At 41.9% G+C, this 12387-nt stretch carries 12 protein-coding genes and 3 tRNA genes; 6 read left to right on the top strand and 9 right to left on the bottom strand.

Features of this window, described 5'->3' with window-relative positions; translation table 11 throughout:
- Positions 1-104 precede the first annotated feature (104 nt).
- The 6 genes from BM377_RS04950 to BM377_RS04925 all read right to left on the bottom strand — a co-directional run bounded on the left by BM377_RS04950 (position 105) and on the right by BM377_RS04925 (position 7323).
- Positions 105-189, bottom strand: a tRNA-Leu gene (locus BM377_RS04950).
- A 178-nt stretch (positions 190-367) separates the two neighbouring features.
- Positions 368-1246 (bottom strand): carbohydrate ABC transporter permease, encoded by an 879-nt coding sequence (locus BM377_RS04945; RefSeq protein WP_242948094.1) that lies wholly within the window; start codon positions 1244-1246, stop codon positions 368-370.
- A 45-nt stretch (positions 1247-1291) separates the two neighbouring features.
- Positions 1292-2239 carry an ABC transporter permease gene (locus tag BM377_RS04940; RefSeq protein WP_092244624.1) on the bottom strand — a complete coding sequence of 316 codons (948 nt, stop codon included), beginning with the start codon at positions 2237-2239 and terminating at the stop codon, positions 1292-1294.
- Positions 2240-2334: 95 nt separating this feature from the next.
- Complete coding sequence (locus BM377_RS04935) at positions 2335-4038, bottom strand: type 2 periplasmic-binding domain-containing protein (protein ID WP_092244620.1); 1704 nt, start codon at positions 4036-4038, stop codon at positions 2335-2337.
- 132 nt (positions 4039-4170) lie between these two features.
- Complete coding sequence (locus BM377_RS04930; protein ID WP_092244617.1) at positions 4171-5751, bottom strand: response regulator transcription factor; 1581 nt, start codon at positions 5749-5751, stop codon at positions 4171-4173.
- Between the two features lie 3 nt (positions 5752-5754).
- Positions 5755-7323, bottom strand: a complete 1569-nt coding sequence (locus tag BM377_RS04925) for a sensor histidine kinase (RefSeq protein ID WP_092244614.1) — start codon at positions 7321-7323, stop codon at positions 5755-5757.
- A 54-nt stretch (positions 7324-7377) separates the two neighbouring features.
- On the opposite strand from BM377_RS04925, the gene BM377_RS04920 reads away from it, so the two are divergent.
- From BM377_RS04920 to BM377_RS04895, 6 genes are all read left to right on the top strand, one after another.
- Positions 7378-7710: a hypothetical protein gene (locus BM377_RS04920; RefSeq protein ID WP_092244611.1), complete on the top strand. Its 333-nt coding sequence runs from the start codon at positions 7378-7380 to the stop codon at positions 7708-7710.
- Positions 7711-7874: 164 nt separating this feature from the next.
- Positions 7875-7957: transfer RNA gene (locus tag BM377_RS04915), tRNA-Leu, on the top strand.
- Between the two features lie 55 nt (positions 7958-8012).
- A tRNA-Leu gene (locus tag BM377_RS04910) sits at positions 8013-8097 on the top strand.
- 441 nt (positions 8098-8538) lie between these two features.
- Positions 8539-9147: a class I SAM-dependent methyltransferase gene (locus BM377_RS04905; RefSeq protein ID WP_092244608.1), complete on the top strand. Its 609-nt coding sequence runs from the start codon at positions 8539-8541 to the stop codon at positions 9145-9147.
- A gap of 121 nt (positions 9148-9268) precedes the next feature.
- A complete protein-coding gene (locus BM377_RS04900; protein WP_092244605.1) occupies positions 9269-9541 on the top strand; it encodes a type II toxin-antitoxin system RelB/DinJ family antitoxin in 273 nt (90 codons plus the stop codon).
- Positions 9538-9819, top strand: coding sequence for a type II toxin-antitoxin system YafQ family toxin (locus BM377_RS04895; RefSeq protein WP_092244602.1), 282 nt, complete (start codon positions 9538-9540; stop codon positions 9817-9819). The genes BM377_RS04900 and BM377_RS04895 overlap by 4 nt, the downstream gene beginning before the upstream one ends.
- A 97-nt stretch (positions 9820-9916) precedes the next feature.
- Here the strand turns inward: BM377_RS04895 and BM377_RS04890 are convergent, their stop codons facing one another.
- The 3 genes from BM377_RS04890 to BM377_RS04880 all read right to left on the bottom strand — a co-directional run bounded on the left by BM377_RS04890 (position 9917) and on the right by BM377_RS04880 (position 12353).
- Positions 9917-10780 carry an arginase family protein gene (locus tag BM377_RS04890; protein WP_177223801.1) on the bottom strand — a complete coding sequence of 288 codons (864 nt, stop codon included), beginning with the start codon at positions 10778-10780 and terminating at the stop codon, positions 9917-9919.
- Positions 10743-11519, bottom strand: coding sequence for an adaptor protein MecA (locus BM377_RS04885; RefSeq protein WP_143104460.1), 777 nt, complete (start codon positions 11517-11519; stop codon positions 10743-10745). Before BM377_RS04885 ends, BM377_RS04890 begins: the two co-directional genes overlap by 38 nt.
- Before the next feature lie 186 nt (positions 11520-11705).
- Positions 11706-12353 (bottom strand): sortase, encoded by a 648-nt coding sequence (locus BM377_RS04880; protein ID WP_092244592.1) that lies wholly within the window; start codon positions 12351-12353, stop codon positions 11706-11708.
- Between the last annotated feature and the right edge of the window lie 34 nt (positions 12354-12387).

Genomic DNA, 12387 nt, shown 5'->3' with positions numbered 1-12387 from the left:
GAATTCACATAGCCACAGAAGGGCTTTGTGATATGAATAGTCATGATTTTAACCATGCCTAATTCATGATATAAAAAAAATCAGCTCAACTGAGCTGATTTTCGTGCGGAAGATGGGACTTGAACCCACACGACATAAACAGTCACAAGATCCTTAGTCTTGCTCGTCTGCCAATTCCGACACTTCCGCAAACCGTCGTCATCTCTCTCGTGGCGACTTGTTTATAATAGCAAAGTCTATGCCTTTCGTCAACAACAATTTTCAATTTTTTTTAAAAAAATAAAGGCCTGCGGAATCGTCATTCCACAGGCCTTTATTCGGTAATAATATTTCAAAAAGGAAGATTATAGCGGTCTACTATTTTGGATTACTCCTTAACACCACCGAGTGTAAGTCCGCTTACGAAGTACTGCTGTAAGAAAGGATAAATACATACGATAGGAAGCATTGTAACGATAGTTGCTGCCGCACGCATTGAAACAGGTGTGATGGAGCTTGTTGAGTTCTTCATTGACTGAGCTGATGTACTCTGGCTGGTAACCGAAGCAAGGAGTTTCATAAGCTCGTACTGAAGAGTTGTAAGTTTGTTGCTCATTCTGTTGTAGAGCATAACGTCGAACCAAGAGTTCCACTGATATACTGCTACGAAAAGAGCTATTGTAGCGTAAACAGGCTTACAAAGAGGTGAAATGATCTTAAGGAAGATCGTTGTATAGCCTGCGCCGTCAAGCTGTGCCGACTCTTCGAAACTGTCGGGGATACCGTTCATATATGTTCTGATAACGAGCATATTGAAAGCGGATACCATTCCGGGGATAACGTATACCCAGAATGTATTGGTAAGGTGAAGTCCCTTGTACAAAAGGAAAATCGGGATCATACCACCGTTAACGTACATTGTGATAACCCAAAACAGTGAAAGGTGTTTAGCAAAAAGGAAGTTCTTACGGCTTACGATAAATGCAAGGATAGCACAAGTAATAAGTGAAAGAAGTGTACCTATTACTGTTCTTGCTACTGAAATGTAAGCACCTACAAGAAGGTCATCCTTCTTCAAAACAGTTACGTAACTCTTGATGCTGAACTTTCTGGGAATGAGGTAGATTCCACCTCTTAACGCATCAAGACCGTCGTTAAATGAAATTGCAAGTGTATTCAAAACGGGATAAAGCGTTACGATAACGAATACCGTCATGAATATCGTATTAAATGTGTAGAAAGCGATATCCGCAGTGGATAGCTTCATTTTCTTTCTTGTAGTTATTTCTGATTTACTCATTGCGGACCTCCCTTAGAACAATCTTTCTTCGCCGTGACGCTTAGCGACTTCATTACAGATCAATATCAAAACGATACTAACTGCGCTCTTAAAGATACCCGCAGCCGTTCCAAGTGAATAGTCCATCTGGCTGATACCCCATTTAAGAACGTAGATATCAATTGTCTGGGATACTCGCTGTACAAGTCCGTTACCAAGGAGGTACTGAATCTCAAATCCGGCGTTAAGTACGTTACCAACATTCATGATAAGAAGGATAATGATGGTTGACTTGATTCCGGGAATTGTAACGTATTTGATCTTCTGCCATCTTCCGGCACCGTCAATTGCTGCCGCCTCATACAAAGAGGGATCGATAGCTGTGATTGCTGCCAAATATATAATTGCATTCCAACCGGTTTCCTTCCAAACATTGGCAAAGGCAACTATCGGCCAGAAATATTCTTCGTGTGCAAAAAAGTTAATGGCTTGAGGAACAATATGGAATTTAAGTAAAAGCTCATTAACTATACCCGATCCCGAAAGAGCATCATGAAGGATACCCGTAACGATGATCCATGATAAAAAGTGAGGAAGGTATGAAATAGTCTGAACAACCTTCTTTTTCTTAACTCCTACAATCTCGTTCAAAAGAATGGCAAAAAGGATTGCCATGATAGTTGTTGCTATAAGATTGATAACACCCATAGCAAGTGTGTTTCTGATTACTCCGAGATAAGTTGCATCGGAAAAAAGTGACTTGAACTTCGCAAGTCCGATCCATTTGGAATGTAAAATTCCGTCCTTGGGCTTATACTGCTGGAAGCCCATAAGCCATCCTACAAGCGGTGCATAGTAAAACAGAAGTCCGTATGCGACAAAGAAAATTGACCATACGATAAGAACCCACTGTCTTTTTAACTGTTTAACCAGTTCTGCCTTCGGTATGTTGGAAAGCTTTTCTTTTTTCTGCTGAGCCATAAAACTTACTCCTTTAAATATTATTACGCTTAAATTTCAAAAAAATAGCGGGCATTCTTTAGAATACCAAGAAGGCCCGCTATATATTATTTTAATTAGTTCTCGTACTTAGCAGCTTCTGCAAGTCTTCTGTCGAGCTCTGTCTGCATCTCTGAAAGGAAATCTTCAGGTTTGCATGCATTGTATGCATCCATATATTCCTTCCAACCTGCATCAAAGTCGTCAGCCATAACAACCTTAGGAAGATACTGGTGCTTGCAATCTTCCATGCTTCTCCATGCTGTACCACCGGGTGTAGCTGTTGTCATAGTCTGTGAGAATGTGTACATAGGATACCAAGGTCCGGGAGCAGGTGTTGTTCCGAGCATCTCAACGTATGTCTTAACACCATATGCACTGAAGCACTTCTTGAGGTCATCAGAAAGTCCATCATAGAACTCTGTTTCCTGCTGCTCAGGCTTCATAGCATTCTTGCCATCTCTGCTTGTTCCTTCCCACTGAGGGAAATATGCATACTCACACTTGTGAGAAGCCTTGTATGCTGTATCAGCGTCGTTGTCTCTCATCTCCTGAGTCTTGGAATACATTCCGTCATCGCCAACCTGATAGTCAACGTCCTTAACTCCCCAGAATCTGAGGTCCATGATTTCCTGGCTAAGAAGGTCATCTACGAACTTAAGAGCGCCTTCAACGTCCTTACAGCTTGTTGTAATAGCAAGACCTGAACTTGTGTGAACGATTCCGCCTGAGTTGTGCCACTGGTTCTTCATTCCCTTTTCGATTGTGATCGGAAGAGGAACATACTGGCAACCCTTCTTATCAAGGCCTGCTGCCTTAAGAGCATCACCTGCTGTGTATGCGAAATCCCACCACTGATCGATCATACCAAGTACGCAACCTGTTGAAAGCTTAGCGATGTACTCGTCGTATGTCTGTGTGAATGACTCCTTATCAACGATACCCTTCTTGTACTCCTCGTTGAGCTTCTTGAAGTACTTAACAGCTGTCTCTGTTGTATTGTAGTCAACGATCTTCATTGTATTTGTATCAACGATTACAGAACCATCATTCGGATATCCGTCAAGGAACTGAGGTGCGTTCTCAAGACAGAAATATCTCCAGTCCTCACAAAGGATTGTGTAAGGAATGATAGGAGTTCCGTCTTCCATTGTAGGATGCTTCTCATAATATCCTTCGATAAGATCGAAGTACTCATCCATTGTTTCTACCTTAGGATAGCCGGCTTCTTCAAGTACTCTTGTCTGGATCCAGAAAGCCTCGTCATTGTGTGCGCAGACTCTCTCTTCACCATAGATGTTAGAGAACTGAGGAATCCAATAGATCTTTCCGTCGCTCTGACGAAGTGAATCCCACTCCTGATCTGTAAAGAATTCTTTGATGTTAGGATAATTGCCTGAATCGAGGTAATCATCAAGAGCTACAAGTGCTCCTGCCTCATACATCTGTACGGATCCGTCTCCTGCATCTACGAAATCAGGATACTCACCGCCGGCGATAAGTGTACCAACTGCCTCTTCTGCAGTCTGACCTGTAAGCCAAGTCTCTTTTACCTTAGCTCCTGTCTTCTCGGCAATGATCTGCTGAATCTCATTGTCGTCATTGATCTCAGCGTGAGGAACTGAAAAGAATGCTGTGAACTCTTTTACTTTTCCGTCACTTGCTGATCCGCCATCTTCGGATGCAGTAGCGCCCCCACCGGCATTACCTTTGCTGCATCCAGCAAGCGCTCCACCAACCATGAGCGTTGCAAGCAACATGCTAATCACTCTCTTTTTCATAAAAAAGAATCCTCCTTGTTTTGATATGACCATTGTATTAAAAATCGTCAATCAAAACATGGGAGGAAATATATAAAAAAGTAGGTCAAATTATAGAATCCTGAAAAAGTATAGTTTATAAATTTTTCGGGGTTATGATTCCTGTTTTCTGTACTTGGCGGGAGTGCAGCCCTTAGCCTCAATGAACTTGTTTACAAAGTAGTCAACGTCCTTGTAGCCTACTTTTTCGGCTATGATATATATCTTTTCATCGGTCTTTCTAAGGAGCATCGCTGCCTCATCAAGTCTGTGTCTGTTGAGATAATCTTTAAATGTGCATCCGTGTCTTTTTCTGAAAAGCTGTCCGAGGTATGCGCTGTTTACATAGTACTTTTCGCTGAGCTCTTTCAGAGTTATGTTGCTTGCGTAGTTGTTTTTTACCTCTTCTTCAACCTTGGCAAGAACGCCCTTGGACTCCTTCTTTCGAAGCTGCGCAAGATACTCGCCGTACTCACAAGCCATTCTGTAAAGGTGCGTCTTGGAGCCTCTCTTAATGCCCTGCTCATAGGCATTCTCGGAAATAAGTCGCAGGATCTCTTCCTGGTTAACTTCACTGTCCTGCTCAGTCGCGATATGGATAAGCTGGAACAAAAGATAATTGATGTTGAGATTCATAGTCTTTCCGGTAATTCCGGTTTTTTTCATCTCATTGTGGAACTCATCGACCTTCTGTTTGATCTTGACCTGTTCATTGAGTTCAATTGCCGAGATCAGCTCGTCGAGCTTGTTCTTACATAAAAGAATTCCCTTATCGGTGATCTGGTATTCTTCTTCATAGAAATAAATATCTTTTTTCTCTCTGAATCCATGGAGCGAATGAAGCATGCTCACGCTGGTAAAAGACTTTGATATAGCCTCTATGCCGTTTACGGTCCTTCCGACAAGCATAACTATAGGAAGTTCGCTTACTCTTTTTAAATGTTCAAGCATCTCTTTAAGATACTCTTCGTCGTTCTTTTTCTGCTCTTTGGCAAGGAAGTTAAGATACAAAAAACCTATGTCGTAAACGTTCTCATCGCCGAATCCGTCTCTTACAAGAAGGTAAGAATAATCATCAAGATACTCCGATGCAATATCATAGAGCTTGGTAATGTAGTTGTTCTTTTCATCGCCGAAATAATCACCGTCGTCCTCGCTAAAATCAAGCTCTATTCCGACATATCGCATCTGGCCGTTATCCGGAAGCTTATCGGTCAGATATTCGATGTGATCTTCGCTGTGTTTTCCTCTGAAAGCCGCGCGTAAGTTCTGTTCAAAAAAGGCTTTGACAAGCTTATTGTTTCTGCTAGCCTCGATCTCTTTATCCTTATTTTTCTCTATGACTTTTTTAAGCACGCCCTCAAGACTTTCTTTTTCAACAGGCTTAAGAATGTAGGCGTTGCAATGATATCTGAGCGCTTCCTGCGCATAAGAAAACTCGGCATATCCGCTTAAGATAACGTAAAAGACATCGTTTCCGCTCTCTCGTACTTTCTTAAGAAGCTCAATTCCGTTCATCCCGGGCATCTTGATGTCCGCGATCACAAGATCAATTTTTTCTTTCTCAAGTACTTCAAGCGCGCTCACGCCATCAAGTGCGGTATAAACTTCGAAGCCTTCCTCTTCCCAATTCAGAAGGACCTTAAGTCCCTGCAAGATAAAAGGCTCATCATCAACAAGTAAAACTTTCAGCATTATTTATACAATTCCTTTCAAACTCTCGATCGGTATTTTGATCGTAACGATCGTTCCGATGCCTTCTTCCGAATCAATGTCGAAAACAGTTCTATTGCCTGTCACCATCTTAAGTCTGAGTGATGCATTGATAACACCGACTCTTCCCTTTTGCTGGAGCATATCTATACTTGCATTTCTCATTGAATCCAAAAGCTTCGTAGCTTCTTCCTCGGGCATTCCGTTTCCGGTGTCCTCAACTTCTATATTCAGCATATCATCTTTTTTATAGATCCTAAGGAAGATCCAGCCGTTCGTGATCTTACTTTCTATTCCGTGAACGCAGGCATTCTCGACAAACGTAACGAGTGTCAATTTGGGAACATTGTATTCCAAGCACTCTTCGTCTGCTTCTATATTATACGAAAGTCTGTCACCGAATCTGTACTTCTGAAGTTCCAGATAATTCTCTACAAACTCAAGCTCCTGCTTGATAGCAACATTGTCGTGATCCCACTCTGTGTACTGGCGCTGGAGTTTCGCAAGCTTCTCAACCATGTAGGCGGTCTCAGACTCTTTTTTTATAATGCTGTGCATTCTTATACTCTCAAGCGCATTAAAAAGAAAATGCGGATTGATCTGACTGTGAAGCGCATGAAGCTCAGCGTGCTGTCTTGTAAGCACCATCTCCTGCTCTCTTAACTTGTAACTGTAAGCGATCCTGTTGATCCTGAGCATGAGCGCGGCGGGAAGGATTACATTTATAAGTCCCAAAACAATCAGCTGCCATCCCCAATTCTTGAGCCAGCCCGCTCTGTTAAGCCCATTGTTTATGACATGAATCTTGAGCTGCTGATTATATATCTGCATATCCGCAGTATATCCGATGTTGGCAAGCTCCGTCACTCTCCTGAACGGCTGCGCTACATTCGAATCTTTTTTATTGGAAAAAAGAATTCTGTCATTGTCGCACACATATGCGGCCATGTCATAGTTCATGTTCGAAAGAAGCGTATTGCACTTGGTGTAATCAAGGCTGATCAAAAGAATACTGTTGGAATTGTGATCAAAATAGTCCAGCTTTTTTATAAAGTAAACTCTTCTGGCACTCTCCGTTGTACCTGCACTGTTCCTACCGTAGAAAAAGTAAAGACCCATGTCCAAGCCGGTGTTTTGGGTATATATATACCACGGTTGCCTCTTACATCTATCGATCCTCTGAAACTGAGATCCGTTAACGATCGTATCGTTGTCCGTGTAGATAACGTATTCAACGTTACTCTGTCCTGCGACAACATTAATAAGAGTATCGTCAAAAAAATCTCTGTACGCATCGTAGTACTCAAGAGGCGACGAATACTCTCTGTTCATGTAGTTGTATATGTACCTACTGGTATAGATGCTTCTTGCAAGTCTGGCAGCTGTCTCAACCTCTTCCTGACAGGTGTATTTGACAGCGTCGGCTACACTTTCCATTTCATGCATGGTCTTGGTGTTTTCGGTACGCAAAATACCGCCGAGCACGACCGCATCCATTATTACCAGTGGAATTATTGCAAAAAACATGTATAGTATAATTAGTTTCTTTTTCATAGAGACTATTTTATCACATGAAATTTACAGCGTATATTCAAGGAGGTGAATGATTTGGAAAAAAGATTCAGAGACTATATAAGACACTTTGAAAAGCTTGATTTTGACGTTCTATCCGAGGAAGAGGTTGACCAGGAAAAAGAAGAGATAGGGCTTCATGTAGATATACTCCAGCATGAGATGCTTAGAAAGATCATAGTGACCATGGGTATCTTTGTATGTGCATGCGTTATTTTCGCAGCGGGAATCATCGCAAATGTGCTTTTCGTCGACATAATCGGAATCGCTATTTTTATCGGCGGAATCGTTATGGCGTTCAGCTACAAAGAGAGCAAGGATGTTATGGGTAAACTGTGCGTATTTGTTGATAAGTTGACCATGTTGTAACCAACATGGTATTCGGGACGATAACGGAATTTGCTTCGCAAAGATCGTCCCTCACCCTTGAATCACTTTTTCACGACATGCGCAGCGTAGTGCGCATGTCTGATTTAGAGCTTCAAACCTCTTGACAGCGCCCGAAAAAGTGGGTATCATTAACTACGTTGCTTGCAGGAGTGGCGGAATGGCAGACGCGCATGGTTCAGGTCCATGTGTTGGCAACAACATGAGGGTTCAAGTCCCTTCTCCTGCACTGGAGCTTTCCGGTGCAATGGTGAAGTTCATAAGCCCTTTCGGGGCGCATATATGCGGAAGTGTCGGAATTGGCAGACGAGCAAGACTAAGGATCTTGTGACTGTTTATGTCGTGTGGGTTCAAGTCCCATCTTCCGCACTACAAAAGGAATCAGTTCGATGAACTGGTTCCTTTTTTGTAGTGTGGAAGAGGTTCTCTCACCCAGCAGCTTCGCTGCATGGGTTCTGGGATTCTCACTAAACTCGCTGCGAAGGCAGCTCGTTAAGTGTTCACCCATGGCTCGCACTAGGCTCGTGCTTCGCTTTCAGCTTGCACTTACCAAGTGCTCTGCTCAAAGTCCCATATTATGCGCCTAAAGAATCGGTGAAAACCGGTTCTTTTTTTATGTGCGGAAGAGGTTCTCTCACCACGTGCTCCGCCCTACAGCACCGTCAATTTTATGACGGCTCATGTGCTTTTGTTAACACTTTGTTGCAGCGATTTGCATTAATATGTGCTTATTTAGTATAATGGTGTGGGGATTATATATTATCGGAAGGAGAATTGATTAACGCTTAAGTAATAAATGGAGGGAAAGAGATGTTTAATTACTATAAGTACAAGAGGTATGCAAAATACCTCGTTCAGTACCTTGGGGAAAGAATAAGAGGTATTGATTTTACCATGCGTGACTTATCACTCATAGAGGAATCCGGAGGTGTTCTTCACGGTTATTCCAAGACTGATGATAAGCATGCGGAAGAGATTTTGGATTGTTTGGACGTTGATTGCAGCAAGAAATTGCTCGATATCGGATGCGGAAAAGGCGCATTTCTAAGAGATGCAAGTTACTTCCCGTTTGGAGAGATCGCAGGACTTGAGTATTCATCGGATCTTGCCAAGATTGCCGAGAAGAACATGAAAAAGCTCAATCTTCAACGAAGAGTCAAAGTCATCAGGGGCGATGCCTGCAGATACAGTGGATACGAGAATTTCAATGTATTTTACTTCTTTAACCCTTTCAATAAAGAGGTAATGAACAGGGTTCTCAGAAGGATACTGTACAGAAGGTCCGATCCTTTCTGGATCATTCTTCACAACCCAGTATGCGCCGACGAAGTCCTTGAGCACGGACTTGTAGAAAAAGAAAGACTTTTTGATGATGTAAAACAGTATGAGACTGTTATTTATAAATGGGAACATGCGTAATATAAATAATTATAAATGCCATCCTTTTTATAGGATGGCATTTATTTTGCACTGGTTTGCATTGCAAATGCATTGCATTTGATGTATAATGCAATTAGAATATAAAGGAGGTGCACGCAAAATGGCTTCAACCACAAATTTCACTTGTAGAATTGACAGTTCTATAAAATCACAGAGTGAAGCTCTCTATAATGAGCTCGGAATGAATCTTACCACAGCCATAAATGTTTTTCTTCGTGAATCATTGCGTGTAGGTGGTTTTCCTTTCGATGTACGCTTAAACAAACCGAATTCAAAAACTGTAGCTGCTATGCTAGAGGCAGAACGAATCTCTCATGATCCAACCGTGACCAAATATGATGTTGAGGATGCTTTGGCTGAACTCAAGAAATGACCAGAAAAGTAATTTGGACAAGCCAGTTCAAAAAAGATTATAAGCTAGCCCTGAAGCGGCATTTAGATATAAACCTCATAGACAATATTATCAGGAAATTAGCAAATGGCGAAACTTTAAACACAAAATTCAGAGATCATGAATTAGGCGGAAATTGGAAGGGATTCCGTGAATGTCATATCCAACCGGATTGGCTACTTATCTACAGGATAGATGATGATGTAGTTACATTGACATTATCACGCACCGGAACGCATAGTGATTTATTCGGCAAATAATCATTATAGATTCAATAGTTTAAGTGACTAAAAGGAGCAAAATCCATCAACCATGGGTTTTGCTCCTTTATTCTTTACTATCAGAATTAGGTATATCTCATATAGTGTCTATAACCAACCTATTAAACTCATCATTCCCGGCTATCGCCGCACCGACGTCGATGCCTTCCTGATCGGGGGCGCATTCGCCGCAGATATCGATTCCGATAAGCTTTCTTTCGGGATCTGAAGCCAGCTCACGGATACATCCAAGTAGATCATAAGCGTTCATCTCGCCCTGATCCCAGTTGGTTATGAGTTCTTCTCTTTTTACTACATCTTTATCTACAGAGAGATAAACAGGATACTCGGTCTTTGGACGTCCTGTTTTTATATCATCGAGAGTATAAAAAGAAACTCTGGCTCTATCTTCCTTAGGAAGTTCTGAAATAAGCTTTTCATCGGCTCCTATTATGTGAACATCTCTCACATTGGGATTATCCTGCAAGACCTTAAGCACCCATCCTCCGCAAGATAAGATATCGCCGAACTTAGGCGGCTGCATATCGGGGTGATGGTCAAAGACAACCAGAGAAAAAGGCTCTTTTACCATAGATAAAAGAATGTAAGACATATAGTGATAGTTACCTGAATCTATGAAATGTATGCCATGCAAGAAATCTCGAAGTGCCGCGGAATCAGTCTCTTTTTCCACGTTCAATCCTTCATTATTGGCGCAGCAATTCACAGCAATCCTCTCTTTTATCTCAGTCACCGCAATATCGTCGCACATGCAATTGGTACCTGGAATATCCTTCATATCAAGAAGGAGCGCCTCTTTGCTACTGCCACAAAAACAAGAGCTTTTATCGCCTTGATAAAAGCTCTCTTCTTCATAAACACTTGAAAAATTAAATACAGTAATCTTGCCGTTCATCATGTCATTATCTTGTAAGGTCTGCCAAGTGCACGATCGCATCACTATCTATGATCTTCTCGCCCTGTTCCTCAATAAACATCGCTTCGGGAGCATTTACAAGAAGGATCTCGGAGTATTCAACTCCCGCTCTTCTCATGTCATAGATAATCTCTTCCCTGGCGGACATAAGCCCTGCCATAAGGTAATACATTCCACCGTACTTGTACAGAACAGAGTCAACAATCGGAAGTTTCTGAACAACCTTGGAGAATCTCTCTGCATCCTCAAGATTGTCAAATTCCATCATATATTTAGCATATTCTGAAAGAGGCTGATAGCTTGCCTCCGGTTCCGCATTCTCTTCAAGAGCATTCTCCTGATCACGACCGTATATCTTGCTGATCGTATCCGAAACCTTGGTAATTACCTCATTAAAAGCAACGCCCTTATCTCTGCCCGTCTTAGCCAAAATATCCTCAATCTTCTCTTTGGTCAGAGTATTAAGAACCGTAAGTGCCGCTCCGCGAATCCTCTCGGAAGCTTTCTTAATATCCTCGTTGGTCATCTTAACGGCGAAAATGCGCACACTTCCGTCCATCATGATATTCTTGCTCATCATCATAACTTCCGTCTCGGGATTGTAGTCGAGCTGCTGTCCGACCTCTTTTCCAAGCTGAGCAAAGAAAGATGTTGTGTTCTCCGCACCATTGATAACCGCCTCGGGTGTAAGACCTATCTCATGAAGTTCTGATGCGGCAATACTGCATTCAACTGTTGTGTCATTCATTTTTACTATAATCACTACGCATCATCTCCTTTCATGATTCTTTCTGTACTGTAATTATAGTTTAAAACATTAGCACTGTCCACATAAGAGTGCTAACTATTCTATAAAAAAACAATAAAGGATTTTATATATAAATATATCGGCTTTTAAGAGACCTCCGATAACTCAGATAATCCCGAAAAAGCCGATTTAATAAGTTCTTTATTTTTTTCTTATATGTTTACTCTTTTCAGCCGCATCAAGCACATCGGGAACAGTTCCCGTCTCCGATGTCTTTCCCGTCGATTCGCAGCGCACCGTAACACGGTTCGCACCGCCTATCGTACATGTAAAAAGAGTCAGATCCCATTCTCCCGCTTCCATCTCTTCAATATCATAAGATCCAAGCGTTTCAAGATTGGTAACTTCAAAATAAAAGCTCTTTCCGTTCATATCGGTCACTATTATCTCATCACCCGTCGCAAGGTTTTTAAGATTGCCGAAATGCTCAACATAGTTATGCCCCGCAATTATAAGATTATTCTCATAAACAGAGCCCTTATATCTGCACACTGATACTTTGGCATTTTCATTTGCCCATTCACTCTGGATCGGAAGCAAAAGCCCAAGGCTCGGTACCTCAACCGTTCCGATAAAGCTCCTGCCGTCCACATCAACAACAGGCATATCGCCCGATTCAACATTATCAACAACCATTCCGGGCATCTGCTCAACAACTCCCTCAAGAAATTCATCCGAAGCATCTCCCGCCTCGGCACTCTCATTAAAGTTGTGCCTTACCAAAAAAGCTGCCGCACATATAAAGATTACTCCTATAACTATGTAAATGTATCCGGAATATTTCTTCATAAATTTTTCCTCTGTATATTTTAGTATACCCCAT

This window comes from Butyrivibrio sp. INlla21 (genome assembly GCF_900116875.1).
In the GTDB taxonomy this organism is placed as follows: domain Bacteria; phylum Bacillota; class Clostridia; order Lachnospirales; family Lachnospiraceae; genus Butyrivibrio.
The sequence above is the reverse complement of the archived record's forward strand: the minus strand, read 5'-3'. Positions and strand labels throughout refer to the sequence as shown.

Coding starts and splice junctions, on each gene's coding strand:
- BM377_RS04905 (WP_092244608.1), top strand. CDS start 8,539: ATGTTTAATTACTATAAGTACAAGAGGTATGCAAAATACCTCGTTCAG.
- BM377_RS04945 (WP_242948094.1), bottom strand. CDS start 1,246: ATGAAGCTATCCACTGCGGATATCGCTTTCTACACATTTAATACGATA.
- BM377_RS04925 (WP_092244614.1), bottom strand. CDS start 7,323: ATGAAAAAGAAACTAATTATACTATACATGTTTTTTGCAATAATTCCA.
- BM377_RS04940 (WP_092244624.1), bottom strand. CDS start 2,239: ATGGCTCAGCAGAAAAAAGAAAAGCTTTCCAACATACCGAAGGCAGAA.
- BM377_RS04930 (WP_092244617.1), bottom strand. CDS start 5,751: ATGCTGAAAGTTTTACTTGTTGATGATGAGCCTTTTATCTTGCAGGGA.
- BM377_RS04900 (WP_092244605.1), top strand. CDS start 9,269: ATGGCTTCAACCACAAATTTCACTTGTAGAATTGACAGTTCTATAAAA.
- BM377_RS04895 (WP_092244602.1), top strand. CDS start 9,538: ATGACCAGAAAAGTAATTTGGACAAGCCAGTTCAAAAAAGATTATAAG.
- BM377_RS04880 (WP_092244592.1), bottom strand. CDS start 12,353: ATGAAGAAATATTCCGGATACATTTACATAGTTATAGGAGTAATCTTT.
- BM377_RS04935 (WP_092244620.1), bottom strand. CDS start 4,038: ATGAAAAAGAGAGTGATTAGCATGTTGCTTGCAACGCTCATGGTTGGT.